Source organism: Corynebacterium sp. HMSC059E07 (assembly GCF_001814395.1).
GTDB classification, from domain to species: Bacteria; Actinomycetota; Actinomycetes; order Mycobacteriales; family Mycobacteriaceae; genus Corynebacterium; species Corynebacterium hesseae.
Genome location: NZ_KV816333.1, coordinates 17,921 through 38,674 on the forward strand (window position 1 = coordinate 17,921; position 20,754 = coordinate 38,674).

Here is a 20,754-nt window from a genome sequence, read left to right on the forward strand (position 1 = left end):
TTACCCAGAACATGCCCCGAACTCTGGCAAGAGCGCGGGGCATGTTGTATGACTCAACAAATAGGTGCAAACAAAGTTGTTGCGTGGTGCAAGGAGTGGCGGGCGAAGGCTATCGGTTGTCCAAAACGTAATCGATAGCCTTGGTGAGCTTGGTGACGTCCGCGGAGTCGATCGCCGGGAACAAGCCCACTCGCAGCTGGTTGCGGCCCAGCTTGCGGTAAGGCTCGACGTCGAGAATGCCGTTGGCGCGCAGCGTCGCGGCAACCGCAGCTGCGTCGACGGAGTCCTCGAAGTCGATGGTGCCCACCACGAGGGAACGTGCGGCAGGCTCGGCCACGAAGGGGGTGGTCTCCGGGCGGGACTCTGCCCAGTTGTACAGGATGGAGGAGTTCTCCGTGGTGCGCTTGACCATGCCGTCGAGGCCGCCGTTGGCGTTCATCCACTGCACCTGATTCTCCAGCATGAGCAGCGTGGCCACAGCTGGGGTGTTGTAGGTCTGGTTCTTGCGGGAGTTGTCCACGGCGGTCTGCAGGTTGAGGAAGGGTGGGATGAAGCGATCGGAGGAGTTAATCTTCTCGATGCGCTCGAGGGCTGCCGGGGACATGGCCGCCAGCCACAGGCCGCCGTCGGAAGCGAAGCACTTCTGCGGGGAGAAGTAGTAGACGTCGGCATCCGACATATTCACGGGCAGGCCGCCGGCGCCGGACGTGGCGTCGACGACGACGAGCTGCTCCGCGTTTTCGGGGTTGGGGCGGGTCACCGGAACCATGGCTCCAGTCGAAGTTTCGTTGTGGGCCCACGCGATGATGTCGGCGCCTTCGGCATCAGCTGCCTTCGGATCAGGTGCGGTGCCGACCTCGGCTTCGGTGACGAGCGGGGCGTCGAGCCAGGGGGCGGCGGCTGCGGCTTTAGCAAACTTAGAGGAGAATTCGCCGAAGCTGAGGTGGGCGGATTTCTTCTCAATCAGGCCGAAGGTCGCCGCGTCCCAAAACGCGGTGGCACCGCCAAGGGAGAGGACAATTTCATAGCCTTCTGGCAGGGAAAACAACTCGGAAAGCCCTTCGCGGATGGAACCGACGAGGTTCTTGACGGCTGGCTTGCGGTGCGAGGTGCCAATGATGGTGCTGGCACCCGCGGTGATTGCCTCAATTTGGGAGGGGCGGACCTTCGAGGGCCCGCAGCCAAAGCGGCCGTCGGTGGGGAGGAGATCTGCTGGCAGGACGAGTTCTGAGTTGCTCATGTGGGCAGTGTAGCCTAATTTCGTTCGCGCATTAGATACTTTGCCAGGATTGCCAATGTTGGCAGAGTCACAGGTTTTGCTAGAGTGTGAAGAGGTTTAGATCTGTCGCGCCGGCTGCGGTCGGCGTTGAACATTGAGGAAAGGAATATACGTGGCTTCTGAAAAGAACAAGGTTGTACTGCAGTACCCCGGCGGCGAGTACGAGATGGACATTAAGCAGTCCACGGAGGGTGACTCCGGCTTCGATATTGGCAAGCTCCGTAACGAGACCGGCCTAGTCACCTTTGACCCGGGCTATGCGTCTACCGGCTCTACCGAATCCAAGATCACCTTTATTAATGGTGAGGAAGGCATCCTCCGCCACCGCGGCTACGACATCGCGGACTTGGCTGAGAACGCCACCTTCAACGAGGTGTCTTACCTGTTGATCAAGGGCCACCTGCCCACCGAGGATGAGCTGTCCAAGTTCAACAACGAGATCCGTCACCACACCCTGTTGGATGAGGACTTCAAGGCAGCCTTCAACATCTTCCCGCGCAACGCGCACCCGATGGCTGTTCTAGCCTCCTCCCTCAACATTCTTTCCGCCTACTACCAGGACCAGCTCAACCCGCTGGATGAGGAGCAGCTGGATAAGGCAACCGTCCGCCTGCTGGCTAAGGTGCCGATGTTGGCCGCTTATGCTTACCGCGCATCGCAGGGTAAGCCCTACATGTACCCGGATAACAAGCTCAACGCGCGCGAGAACTTCCTGCGCATGATGTTTGGTTACCCGACTGAAGATTATGAGGTCGACCCGATCGTGGCCAAGGCTCTGGATAAGCTCCTTATCCTGCACGCTGACCACGAGCAGAACTGCTCCACCTCCACCGTCCGCATGATCGGCTCCGCTCAGGCCAACCTGTTCGTTGCTATCGCCGGTGGTATCAACGCCCTGTCCGGCCCGCTGCACGGTGGTGCTAACCAGGCTGTTCTGGAGATGCTCGAGGATATCCAGAACAACCACGGTGGTGACGCAACCGACTTCATGAACCGCGTGAAGAACAAGGAAAAGGGCGTTCGCCTCATGGGCTTCGGCCACCGCGTGTACAAGAACTACGACCCGCGCGCGGCCATCGTCAAGGACACCGCTCACGAGATCATCGATCACCTCGGTGGCGATCCGATGCTGGACCTGGCTATGAAGCTTGAGGAGATTGCGCTGAACGACGACTACTTCGTCTCCCGCAAGCTCTACCCGAACGTCGACTTCTACACCGGCCTGATCTACCGCGCCATGGGCTTCCCGACGGACTTCTTCACCGTCCTCTTTGCCATCGGCCGCCTGCCGGGCTGGATTGCTCAGTACCGCGAGCAGCTTGAGCTCAACACCAAGATCAACCGTCCGCGCCAGATCTACACCGGCGAGACCCTGCGTAAGGTCACCCCGCGTAGCGAGCGCTAAACGGTAGCCTGAACGGTGGTCTTTAACAGGCCGCCGTGGCTTGACGTATAGCCCATACGCTGGGTTTCTAGGGCCGAGCCTCTCATCTCCGCTTATACTGGGGAACGTTGTGGCTCGGCCCACGCGTATGCGGCCAGCAAAGAAGAAAGTAATCCAAGGAGGATAATCCCCAATGGAAAAGCCCGTAATTGAGCCGGCAACGGAGCCTGCTCCCCAGGACCTTGTCATCGAAGACATCGTGGTGGGTGACGGTGCCGAAGCCCAGCCGGGCGGCTTCGTTGAGGTCCACTACGTTGGTGTTGACTACGAGACGAACCAGGAGTTCGACTCTTCATGGGGTCGTGGCCAGTCCATCGAGTTCCCGCTGACTGGCCTCATCGCCGGCTGGCAGGAAGGAATCCCGGGTATGAAGGTGGGCGGCCGCCGCAAGCTGGTCATCCCGCCGGAGAAGGCCTACGGCCCGGCCGGTGGCGCACACCCGCTGTCGGGTCGCACGCTGACCTTCGTCATCGATCTCATTCGCGCCTAAAGGAAAGGGCAAGGAAAGGGCTTAGCCCTTTCTGTTTCCCTCAGTGACGCCCTGCCCGGCCGTGCGCTACTGCACGGCCGAGCAGGGCGTTTCGCGTGCGTAGGTTCGGATTAAAGCGCTGAGGAGCTATGCTTCGCCCCCACAGGGAGTTAAAGTGCGGCACAATGGGGGACATGAGTGTCCCACAAACCACGTTCAATGATGACCGCGAGATGCCGCTGATGGGTCTCGGAACCTACAAGCTGCGCGGAGAGGATCTCATCCGCTCCGTGCGTGAAGCCATCGATCTGGGCTACCGCCACTTCGATACTGCGACTCTGTACGAGAATGAAGAAGAACTTGGGCAGGCACTGAATGAGGCCATGAAGGCCGGTGACGTAACCCGGGATGAGCTGTTTATCACCAGCAAGGTCTGGCACGACCATCACGGTAAGGACAAGGTAGGCCAAGCCTTCCGTGAATCCTTGGACAAACTGCAGCTGGACTACCTTGACCTCTACCTCATCCACTGGCCGTGGCCGCAGGGTGGGCTCTATGTGGAGACGTTCGAGGAGATTGCCCGCATGCAGGGCATGGGTCAGATTGCGTCGATTGGCGTGGCCAACTTCTATGAGGAAACCTTGCAAACCCTGATTGATGAGACCGGTATCGTCCCGGTTCTCAACCAGGTGGAGCTGCACCCGGGCTTCACTCAGCCGGAGCTGCGCGAATTCCATGCCAAGCACGGCATCGTGACGGAGGCTTGGTCGCCGTTGGCGCGCGGCGTTGTGCTCAACAACCCGGTGGTTGAGTCCGTCGCCGAAAAGCATGGCATCACTGCCGGACAGGCGGTGTTGGCGTACCTGCTGAGCAAGGGGATTTCTGTTATCCCGAAGTCCAGCCGCCGGGAGCGCCTTGCAGAAAACTTCGCTGCCGCAGAGGTTGAGCTTACTTCCGAAGACGTAGCGGCTCTTGATGCGCTTGATGGCCAGGAAGGCTTTGGCCGTATGTTCAAGGACCCGCGAGAGTTCCCTGGCGCCTAAGCCGAAACACGTGGGGCGTAACCAAACGCCCGCGAGCGGTGGAGCCCGCCTTCAGCGCCTTGCTCTTTCTTTCTACATCGTTAGGGGAGAGGGGAGGACGCTGAAGGCGGGCTTTGTTGCGTACCCAGGGAAGTGGGAATCGTGAGGGGTGGGGGAGTGAAGATCTGTGAAAGACTCTGTGAAGTTTCGGTTTGCTAAATTAGATTCTTCCTTTGGAATCTCCTGTGGGGGTGCTAGCAGCGAGATAGAAATCCCTTGTAGTTGCAAGGGTAGGGGGTAGCGAAAGTGTATGTTATTAACTTTTCTTGGCAGGATTTACAACCTTGCAAGAGCGGTTAGGTAACTTACTGTGCAAGGCAAAACGTGATTGAAGACACTACCTCTTGTCTCTCACCGCGGTTTGTGGAGAAAAGACCCCTTGTAAGGAGAGCGACATGACTGACGCACCTGCTTCGATTAACTCGCGCCGCGAACCTACGCCGCAAGAGTTCATCGAGATGCGTGACAGCCCGCAGTTTGCCAAGCTGCGCAGCGCGTACCGCAAATTCACCTTCCCCATGACTGTGGCGTTCTTTGTGTGGTACGTCCTCTATGTGCTGGCTGCGGTCTTTGCGCCCAGCTTCATGGCGATAGAACTTGGTGGCGGTTGGAACATTGGCCTTGTCTTCGGCCTAGCCCAGTTCCTGACAACCTTCATCATCACGTACATCTACGTCAACTACGCCAACAAGAACATCGAGCCGCAGGCAGCGGCCATTCGCCAGGAACTGGAGGGCTAAACAATGCAGACCATAACCTTGGCCGCAGCGGAATCCTCCGCCGGCAACCCGATTCTGAATATCTCAGTCTTCGCGGCCTTCCTCGTTGTCACCATGTACGTGGTGCTTCGCGCCGGCAAGTCCACGAAGGAAGCCTCTGACTTTTACACCGGTGGCGGTAGTTTCTCCGGCCGGCAAAACGGCCTTGCTATCTCTGGTGACTACCTGTCCGCCGCGTCCTTCCTGGGCATCGTCGGCGCCGTTGCGCTCAACGGCTATGACGGCTTCCTCTACTCGGTCGGCTTTTTCGTCGCCTGGCTCGTTGCACTGATGCTCGTCGCGGAGCCGATGCGCAACGTTGGCCGCTTCACCATGGCGGACGTGTTGTCCTTCCGCCTTAAGCAGCGCCCGGTGCGCGTGGCAGCGGCTATCTCGACCCTGTTCGTGTCGCTGTTCTACCTCATCGCGCAGATGGCCGGCGCAGGTTCCCTTGTGGCCGTGCTCTTGAATATTCACGACTTCAAGTGGCAGGCCGTCGTCGTTGGCATCGTGGGCATCCTCATGATCGTTTACGTTCTTGTTGGCGGCATGAAGGGCACGACCTACGTGCAGATGATCAAGGCCGTGCTCTTGGTGACCGGCGTGGTCATCATGTGCATCCTCACCTTTGTCTTGTTGAAAGGTGGCTTCAGCGCACTCTTTACCCAGGCGATTGATATGCACGCTAATTCCGAAGCCATCAAGGAGGGCGGCTACGAAGCCTCCCAGATCATGGAGCCGGGCCTGAAGTACGGCAAGAACCTCACCACCAAGCTTGATTTCATCTCCCTGGGTATTGCCCTCGTTCTCGGCGTTGGCGGCCTGCCGCACGTTCTCATGCGTTTCTACACGGTGCCGACCGCGACCGAGGCTCGCCGCTCCGTTACCTGGGCCATCGTCATCATCGGTGCCTTCTACCTCATGACCCTGGTCCTGGGCTACGGCGCTGCCGCCCTGGTGGGCCCGGACCGCATCCTCGCCGCACCGGGTGGTGCAAACTCCGCGGCACCGCTGCTGGCCCTGGAAATCGGTGGCTCCATCTTTATGGCGGTCATTTCTGCGGTGGCCTTCGCTACCGTTCTGGCTGTCGTCGCCGGCCTCGCCATTACTGCATCGGCCTCCATCGCGCACGACATCTACCACTCCGTTATCCGCAACGGCGAGTCCACCGAGGCTGAGCAGGTCCGCGTCTCCCAGATCACCGTGGTTGTCTTGGGTATTGTCGCCATCATTCTGGGCATTCTGGCCATGACCCAAAACGTTGCCTTCCTGGTGTCCCTGGCCTTCGCGGTTGCGGCATCCGCGAACCTGCCGACCATCCTGTACTCCCTGTATTGGCGCCGTTTCAACACCGCGGGCGCTGTGGCATCGATGTACACCGGTGTTATCTCCTGCTTGGTACTCATCTTCCTGTCCCCGGCGGTATCCGGTTCCCCGACCTCGATGTTCCCGAATGCCGACTGGTCCATCTTCCCGCTGTCCTCCCCGGGCCTGGTCACTATCCCGCTGGCATTCTTCGCGGGCTGGATTGTCTCCATCATGACCCCGCCGGACAACCTGGAAGAGCTGTCCGCAGAGATGGAGGTTCGTTCCCTGACTGGTGTGGGTGTTGAGGCTCCGGTGGATCACTAAAACGCCTCAATCACACCGTTTCAGGCGGTAGAGAGTAGAATCAAACATCGTGTTTTACTCTCAGCCTTCTCACAGGGCGGCGTCAGTGCGAGCTGGCGCCGCCCTTCTGGCGTGCGTACTCGGTGCAGCCTCTCTCGTTGCGTGCTCGCCAGCGCACGAAGAAGACTCCATGGCCGGCGGTTCAGCGCAGACCAGCGCACGCAAACCTGGCCCCATCACACATCGGAAAGGCCAGCTGCAGCTGGCTGCTGTCCCGGACTCAGTAGGTCAGTTCCTCAAGGGCGATGAGTCCAAGGCCATCACGTATTACCGCATTGAGACGGGCATGCACATGGGCTCGACCACTGAACACCAGCCGCGCTATGCGCTGAGCTTGATTAAGCTCTACATCGCAACCTACGTGCTGGAACGCGGGTCTTTCGAGGACAAGTACCTAGCGTTGGATATGGTTGCTGATTCCTCTGACGAGAGTGCCGCACAGCTCTTTGAGAAATATCCGCGATCCATCGATGCCATTGCTAAGGAATATGGCTTGGAGTCCACGTCCGCGGGGGAGGACTGGGGGCATTCCATGACCTCTACGTACGACGTTGTGAGGTTCATTGTTCAGCTCATGGAGGATGATCCGACCCATCCTGTGCTGGTAGCTATGTCCCACGCCGATGCTGTATCTGCCGACGGATATCAACAGAACTATGGCACCGCGAAGCTGAGCGACGTCGTGGGCTCTAAGTGGGGATGGTCGGACAGCAAGGATCGTCATTCCTCGGTGTCTTTTGGAGAGAACTTTGTCGTGGCTGCATCCATCGAAGGAAGCGCTCAGGAACTCACGTCTTATGTACGCAAGGAGATCACCGGTAAGAACCTGGTGAAGGGCAACAACCTGAACAAGGAGGCGCTGGCTAATCCTGGTGCTGTTGCCACGCGCTTGACGACGTCCAGCGCTGCGCCCACTGCGACCTCCACGACAGCGACGCCGGCTGCCGCGACATCTTCGGAGCCGTCTTCTTCTGCGCCGTCCTCTCAACCAACGTCTAGAACGTCGGCCTCGAAGACCTCTGCGGCACGGTAGGGGACTGCGCCGCAGCAGGGCATTTAGCCCATGGACTTGCGCACGGTGTTGAGGATATCCACCGCGCCGCGGACTTGGTCATTGCTGATGGAAGAACCAGCAATGGTGATGCCATCGCTGCTCACACTGGAGCCGCGACCAGTGGGATCCGGCAGGGTGATGTTGGGCAGCGGGATGTTGTCCGGCACGCTCGGGATGTCCTTGACCTTGGGCGGTGTCACCGCGCCTTGGCCCGGGGTCCACTGACCCCAGTCATTGGCGTAGACGGTGTTAATATCGCAGGTCACGCCGTCGATGGTGGCCTGGTTCTTGGCTTTTTGGTGGATGGTGGTGCGCGGGTGAATCTTGCCGCCCGAGCCCCAATCGTGCATCCAGTAGAACTGGCCAATGTGGTCGTTGACGCACCAGTCGATGACGTTGTAATTGCCGTACACGCCGGTTTGGTAGCCGGCCGCGCTCAGCGCCGTCGAGAAGGCCTTGAGGTAGGGGCGGATTTGGTTCTCATACTGGGCGCGGGTGGGGTTGTCATCGATCGCGATGTAGATTGGGCGGCCCGTCGGCCCGCCAGCGGCCTTGTGAATAGCGATGGCCTGCGGGGCGTGGACGGCGGCACCCGCCGCACCGTTGAGCCAGTCGGCGGTCTCGGCGCGGCCGAACTGGTAAATGGAGGCGGTCTTCAGGCCGACAGCGGCATTGGCCTTCGTTTCCGCCAGCGTGACGGGTTTGCCCTGCATCCAGTTAGCGCCGGGGCGGCGCTGGGAAACATAGCGAATGGCGCCGAGGTGGCCGGCGGCCTTGATGGCGCGCGCAGAAGGGACACCGGCGGAGAAGTCAATGATGGTGCCCACAGCTGGACCCACGGCGAGCGCAGCGGGTGCTTGGCTGCCGATGGCACCGGCGGTCAGCGCGAGGGCACTGGCTTTGATAAGGGAACGGCGGGACAAAGACATGATGGAGTTCTCCTAGCGAGGGTCAAGTGGGCTGACAAAGATGGGGCCGAAGAAAGTATCTGAAGTCACTTTAGCCACGATGGTCTAAAATTGCACCACAATTAGTATGGGTGGGTGCACAGGTGCGCCTCGCAGAGCCATAAACGTGCACGGAGCCCCATAAGACGGAGGAATAAGTATGGCTGAAGAGCTGAGAATGCGTTTCATTCAGGGCGACAGCGTGTTCCGGCTGAACCACCAGCAGTTCAGCGATGCTGAGGTGCAAGCGGTGCTTCAGGGTTACATCGAGAACTGCCGTCGGAACTCTCAGTGGATCCTCGATACCCGTGAAGAAGGAAACACCCTCGTGGTGGAGCATCTTTTCCCCGCGGAAGAATTCATCGAGGCGAATAATGGCCGCCTGCATATCGATGAGGCTTTCGTCGAATCACTGCCCCTGACGTACCCGATCGTGTTTGAGATCCGCTCGGGCTACCTGCGCATCCACAAGCCGCTAGCCAATAAGTACGGCGCTCTCCTGTCTGACTTCATTCGTGGCTTGTGGGAAGTGTTGCTGCAAGGTCAGATGCACTACCTGTGGGATCACGGCTTTGCGCAGTGTGGTGGTGTGGGAACGATACAACTCAACGCCTATGGGCTGCTGGAGCCGGACGAGCCGCTCATTGGGTTTTACCGGGTAGACGTCGATATGCAGCACGAGGCCTGGGTGTACATCACCCCGCAAGGGCTCATCCTGGTTTTCGACGATGACGACGTCCTTGCCTTCGACAAGGTGGACATGCGCAATCCCTCGATTCCTTCAGGAGTCTTTTCTTTTAGCATGCTCAAGGCTGAGGTGGTTGGAACCGGCGGCGGCAAGACTATTAAAACCTCAATGAGTCCAAAGGATCTTGGGGAACTGGACCAGGCTCGGACGGATATCCGCACCATGTTGTCCTCGCCACACCAAGGGCAGCCGCGCCGTATGGTGGATCCGAACCCGCTTCCCTGGATCGTGGTGGACGGCGAAGAGCTGGGCTATATGGCACAGGCGGATCTGGAGCGCTACCGCCGCCAGCGCTCCGATGCCGGGCACAACCCATTCGGGGATGGCTCCCACACTATGCAGCAAGCCATGGACAACCCCTTCGTTGAATCGTGGGAGGAGAACCCTTCGCGCGACGATAACCCTTTCGCTTAAAGCGCTCTAAAGGCGCTTAAAGCGGAGTGGGCTTAGGGCTGGGTCGTGCGGAACGTGACGTTGGTGGGGTTTTCTACCGTGCGGGAGACGGTGCAGTCCTTCTCGTGGGAGATGCGCACGAGGCGCTCCACCATGGACTGGGCCTGACGGCCGGCATCGGTATCGGGGAAGCGGAGGGAGAATTCCACGTTGACGTCGCTAAGCCTTGAGGCGCCGTCCTCGTTGACGCGGGTGCCTTCTACGTGGACGTCGAAAAGCTCCGGCTCCGTGCGCCGGGAGGTGACCACGTCGACGTCCACGGCCGAGCAGCCCGCCACGGCAGCGAGCAACAGCTCGACCGGACTTAGCAGTCCGTCGCCCGTGCCGAATTCGAGGGTCGCGCCCGCAGTGTTCGTGGCGCGGTAGCGACCGGTATCAACGCGGGTGACGTCGACGTTGTATTTCTTAGTGATATTGCTCATGAGCGTTCATCCTAGCGGCGGGTAATCATTTAAACGTGCGTTCATGCGGTCGTTACGTGAGGGAAAGCTATGGAGAATACATTTCTTATGTCTCTTTTGGCTTTATTCACTGTGATTGGAAGAACTATGGCTTCTCGCCGCCTGCTCGGCACCGTGGTCACCGCCTCGGTGGCCGGTACGTTCCTTATTGTCCCTGCTTCTGCCGATGAGTCGGTGGAAGGCCTAGGTTCGCGCTTCAGCATCGGTGTGCTGCCGGATACTCAGTTCTATTCCCGTTACTCCACCCCGGAAACCGGCAACCTGGCGCAAGCGCGCTACGGTAGCGAGCCTTTTAAGGCGCAGACCGAGTGGCTGGTGAAGAACCAGCAGGCGCTCAACATGGACTTCGCTACCCACCTCGGTGACGTGGTGGACCAGGCGGACGTCGAGGGGGAGTGGAAGGTTGCTGATGAGGCGATGAAGGTCCTCGATGATTCCGACCTGAACTACTCCATCTTGCCGGGCAACCACGACATGATTGAGGATAAGTCAGCGCACCCGTACGACGTCTACTTCAGTGCCGAGCGCGCCAAGACCGCCAACCCGGAAACCTTCCAAGAGCGCCACACCGCGGTCAACAATGACTCCGAGTACCACATTTTTGAGGCCGAGGGCCAGAAGTACCTGGTCCTGGCGCTGGGCTGGCGCGCGGATGATGCGGCTCTGGAGTGGGCGCAAGGCGTTCTCGATGCGCACCCGGACCTGCCGGTCATCCTCACCAGCCACGAGGTGCTCAACCTCGATGGTGCTGGCGAGGTTTTCTACTCCGATGACTATGGCCAGGGCCTGTGGGACAAGTTCATTAAGAAGAACGACCAGATCTTCTTGACCATGGGCGGCCACCACCACGGCGCGGGCTACCGCGTGGACAAGAACGATGCAGGCCACGACGTCATCGGCATCCTGCAGGACTACCAGATGGCTTACCAGGGCGGTAACGGTCTGCTCGGCGTGCTCGAGTTCGACCTGAGCGGCAATGAGCTGGAGATGACCGCCCTGTCCCCGTGGGTCGCGCAGAAACCAGCGAAGGAGCTCACGCAGTTCGACAAGCTCATCCTCGACGGCACAGGCGATAGCTATCACGTGCCGCTCAACTTCAAGGAGCGTTTCGCTGACTTCGCCCCGGACTGGACCATTGGCGATGAAAACGACCCGGACCTCGGTCAGAAGGCCCGCGACATCGCTGAGGAAGGCTACACCCCGTACACCATCCCGAAGGACCAGCTGCCGGAGGGCCCGAATGACTTCGTGAAGTCCGACAAGACCGTCTTCCACTGGCGCCCGGGGCAGACCAAGAACACGGACGGCAAGCAGCTTGCCGACGGCGACGTGGCCACCGAAGGCGCAGTCATTCCGGATGTCTTCGGTGCTGATGGTGCCGGTGACCTCGTTCGCGAGGGTGGTCCTTCCAACACGGGTGAGCGCATCACTTACACCAAGGATCACCACCCGCTGTCCTCTGATTCCGGCTCCCTCTACTGGTCCGACCCAGCCGGCAAGGCTGCGATGGCGGAGTTCCGATCCAAGGAAGGCGCTGAGATCAACAAGGTCGATACCTCCGCGGGCTACACCTTCGAGTCCTTCGTGAAGATCCCGAAGGATTTCAACGGCTCTGAACACGGCTGGGGGAGTGCGCTTTCCCGTGACTCCAGCATCGCTGAGCTTGTCGACGGATCCGAGGACACCGACCCCACCGTCATGTTCGGCATTTCTAACCTCCGTGAGCTGCGCTGGTGGGCGGAACCGAAGGAAGGCGAAGGTTCGACTGTCTGGTCCCACGAGGTTCCCACCGAGGAGTGGATGCACATCGCCGTAGTCAACAAGCCGGATTCCGACACCGTAGAGATGTTCATCAACGGTGCACCCATCCTGCGCAACGCCAAGGGTGCTGAAGGCCTCCTCCCGCGCGACCTGCAGTGGGTTATGGGCGCTGGCTTTGATAGCCGCAAGCCGCAGGACCCGTGGTACGGCTGGATTGGTGAGACCCGCCTGACCCAGGGCGTTCTGGACTCCGACGAGTGGCTCACCGCGCGCCCGGCCGTGAAGGAGGAAGAGCCGTCGAGCTCCACTACGACGCCTACCGAGCCGACCAAGCCTTCTAAGCCGACCAACACGAAGGAGCCTTCTGCCGACGATATGGCTGCGGCCTTCTTCGCAGGCTCCAGCCGTGGCGCGAAGGTTATCCTCCCCATCATCGCCGTCATTGCAGTCGTCGGCGGTGCCGCCTACGGCCTCATCCCGACCATCAACCGCATCTTCGGTCTTAACATCCCGCAGCCGAAGCTGCCGCAGATCCCGGGTCTGAACTAGTTACCGTTCACCCTCCGTCCCCCGACTCACATTGAGGCGGGGGGTTTTCTATTGTGATGGCCCTGGGCGGATTTTAGCGGGTTAAGGGTCAAAATGTGTGTCTGGCTCGGCGTGTCGCTGGGGTTAGATTTGGCCTTTTTGGATGCCGATTGAGTGGGTGTACTCGGTGTCGATACCGTTGTCGTAGAGGGCTGGTCGTCCTGTTTCGTGGTCGGCTTGGTTCTCGGTGTGGGTCAGGATGGATACTTTGGCGAGTTGGTCCTGGCCCCAGTGGGACTGTCTGGCGATGCGTAGTGGATCGTCGGGCAGTTCTGTTTTTAGGTACAGCCACCAGTCCAGCATTTTGCGCTGGTGTTCATTTGTTCTGCCCCGGTGAGCACGCGCAATCTCTTTCAGGCGAGCGTTAATCCCGCCTTCAAGACTGTTGGTCGTAGATTTGATGCGGGCAGGTTCTAAGACGCCTTTAGGTTGATTGATGTAGACAAAGAGCATGCCTTGGCGCCATAGATGGTTCAGACTGTTGTAGGCCTTTCGCACGTTGGAATGTGTCCATACCCATGTCCAATTTCCTGTATCAGGGTCTTTAACCCTGGTCCTCTCGTCCATCCACCTGCGGTAGACAGTGTTGAAGTTATGGAGCAATACACCCCAGTCAGCTACCTCACGCGCAGGGATTTTTCGTTTTGGTTGATGCGCTTAGATAGCACCTGGGTGCCGTCGATATCTAAGACGCAAGCGTGGTGAAAGTATTTACCGACGTCCATGCCGATGACATAGTCGTAGGTCATGCCAGACCTCCTAGCGAATTGAATGAGTATGGGACTTATTTCATCGCTGGTGGTCGGACATACTTCACGCTGGCATCCACATTACTTTGAGACCTCGCACATTCTGTGCGGGTCAGGTTCCTATTAGCAGTCTGGAGTATGCCACTGCCTTCGGCGGCATCACCCCCCGGATCATTTTCAGACAGGGACGAAAACAAGCCATACCGAAGCCAGCGACTAGTTCCACTGCCCCAAGGCAGAAGGAACGCAGACAAACATAACCTGCCCCAGCATGGGGCTAGGAGTACGAATCCTGAGTTCCTTCAAGCGGAACTGCCAACAACGTAATGGGGGAGAAGGGTGCCCCCGCAAACAACGCCGATCTCGGTGCCCGCGTTAATCGCGTCCCGAACTGATTTTCCACCCGCGTGCTGCTTTGCGTTGCTGCCAGAAGTGACGGTAGATACCGGGGACATCGGAAAGCTCAGAATGCGTGCCCAGCTGGCTGACTTGCCCGTGTTCATCCAAGACTACGATTTGATCAGCAGATTTGATTGTATCCAGCTTATGGGCGATGACAATAAAAGTAGATTGCTCCCGTAGCTCGTCCATCGCAGCAAGAATGTTTGCCTCATTTTCTGCATCGAGCGCGGAGGTAGCCTCATCAAAGAGTACAATCGGCGCTTGCTTGAGAAGCGCGCGAGCTACAGATACGCGCTGGCGTTCACCACCGGATAGAAGCCGACCGCCTTCACCAACAGGAGTATGCCACCCTAGGCGGTTGGCAATAGAAGTCACGCCTGAAAGATCAGCTGCGCGGAAGACTTCCTCATCGGAGGCGTCGGGACGACCAACGCGGATATTAGCGATTAACGAGTCGTCGAAGAGGTAGACATCCTGAAAAACCATGGACAGTCTGGACATTAACTGTTCGGTTCCAAGCTCGCGGATATCTACGCCGTCAACCATCACCGCCCCGGAATCTACATCCCAGAATCGCGAAATAAGGCGCGCAATTGTGGTCTTTCCGGAGCCAGAAGGACCGACAATGGCGGTAACGGTGCCTGGTCGAGCATGGAAAGCGATATCTACCAATACTGGTTTATCGCCGTATCCAAACGTGACATTACGCAGCTCTACACTTCCCGAACCATCGCCTGGGCGCGGAGTAGTGGGTTCCGGTAGGGAAGGGGCATCGGTGATGAGCTCAGTTTCTGTGAGCGCGATACGGCCGGCATCTAAACCGACGAAAGAAGAACCCAGCTGCTCAAGCGTGCGGGTAAACCTCAAGCTGATTCCGATGATCGCAATTGTTTCTAGTGGCGATAGGGCGCCTTCAACGGCAAGATCCGCGGAGACCATAATGAGAGCCACAATGAAGATCTGCACTACTATGCCGTTGAGTAGCAAAGCTAATGTGGATACCCATAGCTCGCGTATTCGTGCTTTATGGTCGATTTCTAGCGCTTGCTCTAGTGGCGCAAAAACTTGTGATTGTCCTGCCGCGCGCAGGGCTGGTTGACGGTTAGCAAATTCTACGATGCGCTGGGAGAGCTCTTTACTCGGCCCCAGTGCGCGGTTCGATGCTTTCTCACGAATCCATGCAGCCAACTGCATCACCACGAGCGCCAATGGTGCGATGATAAGAAGGACCAAGCCCAGCTTCGGGTTCCAGAAACACGCTCCTACTAACAAGGTGACAAGTGCCGCGCTATCGCGGTATATCGTTCCTTGAATATGCGCAATGGTCTCGGCCGCCACCATAAAGCGATCTGAAACGAGGCGAGATAGGCCGCCGGTATTAGCCGGTACGAACCAGCCGAGCGGTAGCGTTGCTAATTTATCGCCCACAGTCGTGTGCGCGGCTCGGATGAAATCCAAGGCCGTGTGGTAAGAGGCCATGGTTGCGAAAAATCGTAGCGCAAAAGCTACGAGCGCAATTGCCAAAAGCGTCCACATCCATGGTGCGATCGTCGTATCCCCATCGAGTGCCTTTGTAAGTGGCACGAGCGTGAGAACGGCGAGGCCATCAAGCACGCCAACGATAAGCGATAGACAAGCATACCTTTTATTGAGCTTATGGCCTACAGGACTTTGCAGCTTTTTGACACTGCGAGTGAGTAGCGGATCACGAAGACGCGAACTAACAGGCGTAGTGGCATTAGACATGAGAATTATCCTTCATAGGCTTGAGGCAGATTATTTGGTCTGCTCCTTGGATGGACTCCGGCTTGTGGGCGATGACTAAGACGGTCTTGCCTCTGACGAGTGTGGCTAGAGCTGCTTGAATTTCTGCTTCGCAGTCAGGATCAGTTGCCGCAGTAGCTTCATCCAGGATCAAGATTGGGGCATTGGTAATGATTGCCCGGGCAATAGAAATGCGTTGCTGTTGTCCACCGGATAAAGAGGTGTCCTCACCAACAACGGTGTCGAGCCCAGCCGGTAAAGCGCGAATATCAGCAGCTATGTGCGCAGCCTCTGCGGCTTGCCAGATCTCTTCATCGCGGGCTTCTGGGCGTGCAAGGCGAATGTTTTCCCGAATACTCATACGCAGTAAGTGAGGATCTTGTAAGACGAAAGCCACAGTGCGGTACAAACTGTCGAAAGTGAGATCACGGATATCCACGTTGTTGATAGTGATTGTGCCCGAATCTGGATCCTGGAAACGCGCCAACATCGTTGCTGCTGTGGATTTGCCAGACCCGGAGGGGCCAATCAATGCCGTGACAGTGCCTGCATTTAGTTGCGCAGAAAAGTCTTGGAGGACTGGTGTGTCTGGGGCGTAGCTAAAGCTGACCTTATGGAACTCCACCTCCATGTCTTGACTATTGGCGTCGAGGCTCTTTTGGCCTTCTTTCACATGGGAAATTGTCATGACTTCATCAAGGCGCAACGCCGCATTGCCAGCGAGCTGGTAAGACCACATCATTTGGCCGACGGTTTGAATCGTGCCCGGGAGCACCAGCGCAATTAACGTTGTTGCGATGACTTCAGCGACCGTGACATAGCCACCAGCTATCAGCAGGGAACCGACTCCTAGATTGATAAGGATGAGGACAGGAACCGCCACCACAGACTCTGAGATTGCGGAAACACGCAGAAGCGGACGTACCCACTCGTAATAGAATTCCGCGAATTTTTGGGCAGCTTCGCGATATCGAGCGTGGGCTTTGCCAACGGTGCCGAAAGCCTTGACGACGGAAATACCTTCGGAGAACTCCACCGCAGTCGCAGAGACCTCACCCAGATAATTATCCATTTCCGCAGTTTTTGTGCCCATATCTTTCATTGAATATGCTTGGATTGCTAGGAAAATGGGCACAGTGGCAATAGAAAGTAGACCAAGGCGCCAATCCAAGATAAAGGCATAAACCAGAAGCGCGAGGGGCGTAAAGATCGCGGCGACCTTCTCTACAGGAGCATGGGCTGTCAGGGTGTGCAGAGTTAACGTATCGTCCTCGACGGCTTTGCGGACTTTGCCGGAATTAGTCTGGCTAAACCACGAGAGTGGTGCTTTCGCAATAGCGGTAATAATTCGGCGCCGGTTAATCCCCACCAACTTTGCATCAGCGAAGTGGGTGATTGCAAGGGCAAGGAAATAGAAGAATAGCTGGCCCAAAAATGCAGCAAGTAGCCATTTCACAATGGACGCGACGTCATCAGTATTGCCGTCGATTAGAGCATTTCCCAGTGCCACCAACGCGACGTAGGGTGCTACGGCGAGTACCGAGGATATAAGCGCGAGAAACTGTGCGAAGTAGATGGTTGTTTGCACTGGGGCCAGTAGTTTTTTTAGAGCGACCTGGCCGGCTTTTAGTTTTGCGCGAGCCTCTTCTTCCGGTGACGCACCGTGTGATTCTGGTGCGTGGGTTCTGCTTGATTCTGTGGAACTTTGTTTTAGTTCAGACATTTCTTTCTCAATTCTTGTTGATGTCAGTCATATCGATGATTCTGGTGACTGATTCTTGGATGAATTCGTGGTCATGGGTGATGACGATGACCACTGCTCCGCTTGCTGCAAGAGATCGAAGTAGCGCAGAGATGGATTGCAGTTGGCGCCAGCCCACGCCAGAGGTAGGTTCATCGAAGATGTAGATCGCTGCTTGCTCGGCTTGGGCTGAAGCTATGGCTAAGCGTTGCCGTTGCCCACCGGACAGAGACTGCGGATGCCGTTGGGCCATTCCTGCCAGATCGAGGCGATGGAGAATCTCATTGACATCGATGTGGTCCCGCTTCTTCTTTGCCAGTCCGAGCGTGACTTCTTCTTCGGTGGTGGCTGCGAATAATTGGCGGCCAACATCTTGCATCACCATGTACGCGGCACGTCTGCGGGCAGCCGCTCCTACTCGTTTGCTGTTCAAACGGAGACTACCGCCGCGTTTGGGAGAAGCAAGACCACAAATGATCCTGGCGAGGGTGGTTTTTCCAGCGCCGTTGGGCCCGATTAAGGCGGTGACTTCGCCGCTGGGGAAAAATGCGTGGTCAATGTTTAATACCTCATGTGCGCCATAAGAAAAACAGATGTTGCTTAGCTCGAGTCCGCTCCGCTGGGGATCGGCGTTTTCGAGCGTGGGTGGTACCGGCACGCTCGCGGGCAGGGGAACATGGTGTAAGCTGCGTAGCCCCAATTGTTTGCGTTCGGGTTCGTCTAAGGCATAAAACTCCTGAGCGCGGAAACTCCGCGTTATTTTTCCCTGAGTCAAGTAAATAACTTGGTCAGCGATATCTTTTAAGAAAAAGAGACGGTGATCAGCGATAATGATCGTTGTGCCTAATTCCTTCAAGCGGTGTAGCACGCGTGCAAGAATATCGATGCTTTCCATAGAGAGATTGGACGTGGGTTCATCGAGAAGCACGAGACTGCCCGGGGACACAAGCGCGCATGCGCATGCCACGGTTTGTAACTGCCCACCGGATAATTCTTTGAATCGCCGGCCCCGAAGATCGTTAATGCCTAGTAGCTCGACCGCTGATTGAATCCTCGACTCAATTTCTTTGGGATCTACACCAAGGTTTTCTAGCCCGAAGGCCAATTCTGCATTGACGCTTTCAGTGAAAAATTGTGTCCTTGGATTCTGGAATACTGAGGCGCTGAACTCGATGGCTCGGGACAGCGGTTCTTCCGCAGGGGTAAAAGCCTGGTCATCCTTTATAATAGTGATGGTGCCTAGTAGCTCTCCTGGATTGAAATGGGGGATGAGTCCGTTGATCAACTTGAGTACCGTGGACTTTCCCGATCCGGAATCACCGGTAATCAGTAGACACTGTCCTGGAGAGACAGAAAAAGACACATCAGATACACCTTGAATACCTGGCCGAGCTCCCAATGGATATGTAAAAGAAACGTTGTGGGCGTCTACACTGGTTGCGATACTGCGTTCGTTCATAAGTGGACCTCCGTGGGAAGCCAGACAGAGGCAACAACGAGGCCCAACCCAGCTAGTGCAGTTGCATCGACAAGCTTGAAGGAAAGATCGGCGGTGGTGGTTGGGCGTGCGGGTCCTCCCAATCCCCGGACAAGAGCAGAGGCAGCGAGCTCATCACCAGCGCGGACGACGGCACCTAATAAGGGGATGATCAACATCGCGGACGATTGTGTGGGCTGTGTGATCCAGCTTTTTACTCCAGGCTGGAGACCCCGAAGGACCATGGCATCGCGGATGGCTTTGGCTTCTGCCACGATGATCGGCAAAACGCGCAGGAATACCGCCGGTGGAATGGTGGCCCAGCCTGGTAAACGCAGGTCCCGCAGTGCTGAGGTCAACGTGGATGGTGTGAGAGTGAGCAAGCCGAATGTGCCGATGGACATGCTGATGACAAAACGGCTTAGCCACGAAAAAATTGCCGCTGAAAAAGCGAAAAATGTGGAGCCAGGAAGCTGTAATAGGCCCCAGTACCCTAGATAGGATAATGCAAAAGCGAACAGGCAAATAAGACCATAGTGTGGCTTTACTGTAGCTAGTGCGATGGAGCTGAAAGCGATAGAAATCAGCAGTGTCGGTAGGTGGCCGTGGCTGAGAGCTACCGCATTGATTACTAGAACAGAAAGCAGCACGGTCCGTGGATCGATCGAAGATCGATGAAGCACGCCCTGTTTTGGCAGGCTCACAGGAGACCAGCGCTTTCAAAGTGTTTGCGGCTGACGCGAACTCCGACCTTTCCTCCGATAAAGCCGACGATGAGCGCACAAATGGCCAGTACTCCAATGGTCCATGGCTGGAAGATATCCGACATGGCATCGGCATATTCTTGACCCATTTGGTCTGCGATATCGACGTAGTAGGAGTCCGTATCCAGAATTAGCGGGATAAAAGGCATAGAAATCCAGACACAGAAGACGCTGTAGGCAATAGGGAAGGATTTGGCAATACTGAGGTGGCTTTTTGTAATAATCAAATCCGCGATAAACCCTAGAATTATGCTTCCCAGCAGGGTCCAGAAGTAGTGTCCGGTGAGCATGAATGCTAGTCCGTTAATACCACCGACGAGGGTGAAAGCACCCATTTTGGGCGTGCGGGCGGCATAAAGCGCTAGCACGATTCCGTTTGCGATTGCCGCGATGAACCATCCAATAAACATGAATTGTGGTCCTGCGAATCCAATCATTCCGCTTACAAAGGTGATTACAAAGTAAAGTGCAGCAAAGATGCCAGCGTTGATGAGATCTCTGGTGTTTAAACGTGCCGTCGACCCACTGGATGAGCTTGCACTCCGTGCGGGCGTAGAGGACTGTTGGGTCATAGTAAACCTCGATTTATGAACAGCAGGAAAGGTAAGGCTTACCTAAGTTAGGTAATACTGTTTATAAAACATTTCAAGTTTTGATCTGAAGATTCACCCTTAATGGGGGTGAATGCAGATAAGTAGACATCAAACCAGACCACGACTACCGACTAAGTACCGACAAAATCGGCACCAACGGCAAGACAACCCTGCGATGGGGAGGCAAACTACGCCGCCTCTACATCGGACGCAGATGGGGCGGGGAACCAATCACCATGGTCTGCATCGACAACCACGTCGACGTCAAAATAGCCATCACTGGGGCACAAATCGCCGCCTACACACTCACCGAAGAAAAGATCTACTACAACTAGAAAGACAACGAACTCAACCCCAGTCGGGGCAACTAAAAAATCTCGAGACACCGACCGGAACGATGTCTCGAGACTTCACAGCGTGCCCCAGAGAAGATTCGAACTTCCGACACCGGCTTTAGGAGAGCCGTGCTCTATCCCCTGAGCTACTGGGGCGGGGGTGCGTTGCGCACCTAGGTAAGACTAGCAGCCCCGCGTGGGGCGGCGTTAAATG

General features: G+C 57.0%; 16 protein-coding genes, 1 tRNA gene and 3 pseudogenes. 9 read left to right on the plus strand and 11 right to left on the minus strand.

What is annotated here, in order from left to right; translation table 11 throughout:
* Window positions 1-109 precede the first annotated feature (109 nt).
* Window positions 110-1,240, minus strand: a complete 1,131-nt coding sequence (gene serC / locus HMPREF2967_RS10285; RefSeq protein WP_070565690.1) for a phosphoserine transaminase — start codon at window positions 1,238-1,240, stop codon at window positions 110-112.
* A 151-nt stretch (window positions 1,241-1,391) separates the two neighbouring features.
* Here serC and HMPREF2967_RS10290 point away from each other — a divergent pair, with 151 nt between their 5' ends.
* From HMPREF2967_RS10290 to HMPREF2967_RS10315, 6 genes are all read left to right on the plus strand, one after another.
* Window positions 1,392-2,684 carry a citrate synthase gene (locus HMPREF2967_RS10290; protein WP_083299257.1) on the plus strand — a complete coding sequence of 431 codons (1,293 nt, stop codon included), beginning with the start codon at window positions 1,392-1,394 and terminating at the stop codon, window positions 2,682-2,684.
* Between the two features lie 172 nt (window positions 2,685-2,856).
* Entirely contained in the window at window positions 2,857-3,213 is a 357-nt protein-coding gene (locus HMPREF2967_RS10295; RefSeq protein WP_010187736.1) for an FKBP-type peptidyl-prolyl cis-trans isomerase, read from the plus strand.
* A 164-nt stretch (window positions 3,214-3,377) separates the two neighbouring features.
* Window positions 3,378-4,235 carry an aldo/keto reductase gene (locus HMPREF2967_RS10300; RefSeq protein ID WP_070523088.1) on the plus strand — a complete coding sequence of 286 codons (858 nt, stop codon included), beginning with the start codon at window positions 3,378-3,380 and terminating at the stop codon, window positions 4,233-4,235.
* 434 nt (window positions 4,236-4,669) lie between these two features.
* On the plus strand, window positions 4,670-5,014 hold the full coding sequence (locus HMPREF2967_RS10305) for a DUF485 domain-containing protein (protein WP_070523091.1): 345 nt from the start codon (window positions 4,670-4,672) through the stop codon (window positions 5,012-5,014).
* A gap of 3 nt (window positions 5,015-5,017) precedes the next feature.
* Window positions 5,018-6,664, plus strand: coding sequence for a solute symporter family protein (locus tag HMPREF2967_RS10310; protein WP_070531594.1), 1,647 nt, complete (start codon window positions 5,018-5,020; stop codon window positions 6,662-6,664).
* A 49-nt stretch (window positions 6,665-6,713) separates the two neighbouring features.
* Complete coding sequence (locus tag HMPREF2967_RS10315; protein WP_070686349.1) at window positions 6,714-7,736, plus strand: hypothetical protein; 1,023 nt, start codon at window positions 6,714-6,716, stop codon at window positions 7,734-7,736.
* A gap of 23 nt (window positions 7,737-7,759) precedes the next feature.
* Here the strand turns inward: HMPREF2967_RS10315 and HMPREF2967_RS10320 are convergent, their stop codons facing one another.
* Complete coding sequence (locus tag HMPREF2967_RS10320) at window positions 7,760-8,686, minus strand: DUF1906 domain-containing protein (RefSeq protein ID WP_070563298.1); 927 nt, start codon at window positions 8,684-8,686, stop codon at window positions 7,760-7,762.
* 196 nt (window positions 8,687-8,882) lie between these two features.
* On the opposite strand from HMPREF2967_RS10320, the gene HMPREF2967_RS10325 reads away from it, so the two are divergent.
* Entirely contained in the window at window positions 8,883-9,866 is a 984-nt protein-coding gene (locus HMPREF2967_RS10325; RefSeq protein ID WP_232748466.1) for a hypothetical protein, read from the plus strand.
* 32 nt (window positions 9,867-9,898) lie between these two features.
* On the opposite strand, the gene HMPREF2967_RS10330 is transcribed toward HMPREF2967_RS10325, so the two are convergent.
* Window positions 9,899-10,327, minus strand: a complete 429-nt coding sequence (locus HMPREF2967_RS10330) for an OsmC family protein (RefSeq protein WP_070531604.1) — start codon at window positions 10,325-10,327, stop codon at window positions 9,899-9,901.
* A gap of 126 nt (window positions 10,328-10,453) precedes the next feature.
* Between HMPREF2967_RS10330 and HMPREF2967_RS10335 the strand changes: the two genes are divergently transcribed.
* Window positions 10,454-12,676, plus strand: coding sequence for a LamG-like jellyroll fold domain-containing protein (locus HMPREF2967_RS10335; RefSeq protein WP_070686351.1), 2,223 nt, complete (start codon window positions 10,454-10,456; stop codon window positions 12,674-12,676).
* Between the two features lie 123 nt (window positions 12,677-12,799).
* On the opposite strand, the pseudogene HMPREF2967_RS10340 reads toward HMPREF2967_RS10335, so the two are convergent.
* From HMPREF2967_RS10340 to HMPREF2967_RS10370, 7 genes and pseudogenes are all read right to left on the minus strand, one after another.
* A pseudogene (locus tag HMPREF2967_RS10340) lies at window positions 12,800-13,339 on the minus strand (IS256 family transposase); the annotation flags it as partial.
* 2 nt (window positions 13,340-13,341) lie between these two features.
* Window positions 13,342-13,464, minus strand: a pseudogene (locus HMPREF2967_RS10345) (transposase); the annotation flags it as partial.
* 375 nt (window positions 13,465-13,839) lie between these two features.
* Complete coding sequence (locus tag HMPREF2967_RS10350) at window positions 13,840-15,612, minus strand: ABC transporter ATP-binding protein (RefSeq protein WP_029158873.1); 1,773 nt, start codon at window positions 15,610-15,612, stop codon at window positions 13,840-13,842.
* Window positions 15,605-17,353: an ABC transporter ATP-binding protein gene (locus HMPREF2967_RS10355; RefSeq protein WP_070529421.1), complete on the minus strand. Its 1,749-nt coding sequence runs from the start codon at window positions 17,351-17,353 to the stop codon at window positions 15,605-15,607. The genes HMPREF2967_RS10350 and HMPREF2967_RS10355 overlap by 8 nt, the downstream gene beginning before the upstream one ends.
* Window positions 17,354-17,360: 7 nt before the next feature.
* Window positions 17,361-18,830: an ABC transporter ATP-binding protein gene (locus HMPREF2967_RS10360; RefSeq protein WP_012714930.1), complete on the minus strand. Its 1,470-nt coding sequence runs from the start codon at window positions 18,828-18,830 to the stop codon at window positions 17,361-17,363.
* Complete coding sequence (locus tag HMPREF2967_RS10365) at window positions 18,827-19,552, minus strand: energy-coupling factor transporter transmembrane component T family protein (RefSeq protein WP_070529419.1); 726 nt, start codon at window positions 19,550-19,552, stop codon at window positions 18,827-18,829. Before HMPREF2967_RS10365 ends, HMPREF2967_RS10360 begins: the two co-directional genes overlap by 4 nt.
* Window positions 19,549-20,184, minus strand: coding sequence for an MptD family putative ECF transporter S component (locus HMPREF2967_RS10370; protein ID WP_012714931.1), 636 nt, complete (start codon window positions 20,182-20,184; stop codon window positions 19,549-19,551). The genes HMPREF2967_RS10365 and HMPREF2967_RS10370 overlap by 4 nt, the downstream gene beginning before the upstream one ends.
* A gap of 140 nt (window positions 20,185-20,324) precedes the next feature.
* Between HMPREF2967_RS10370 and HMPREF2967_RS12885 the strand changes: the two are divergent.
* Window positions 20,325-20,602, plus strand: a pseudogene (locus HMPREF2967_RS12885) (IS481 family transposase); the annotation flags it as partial.
* 21 nt (window positions 20,603-20,623) lie between these two features.
* On the opposite strand, the gene HMPREF2967_RS10380 reads toward HMPREF2967_RS12885, so the two are convergent.
* Window positions 20,624-20,696 (minus strand) — tRNA-Arg (locus HMPREF2967_RS10380).
* Window positions 20,697-20,754: the final 58 nt, after the last annotated feature.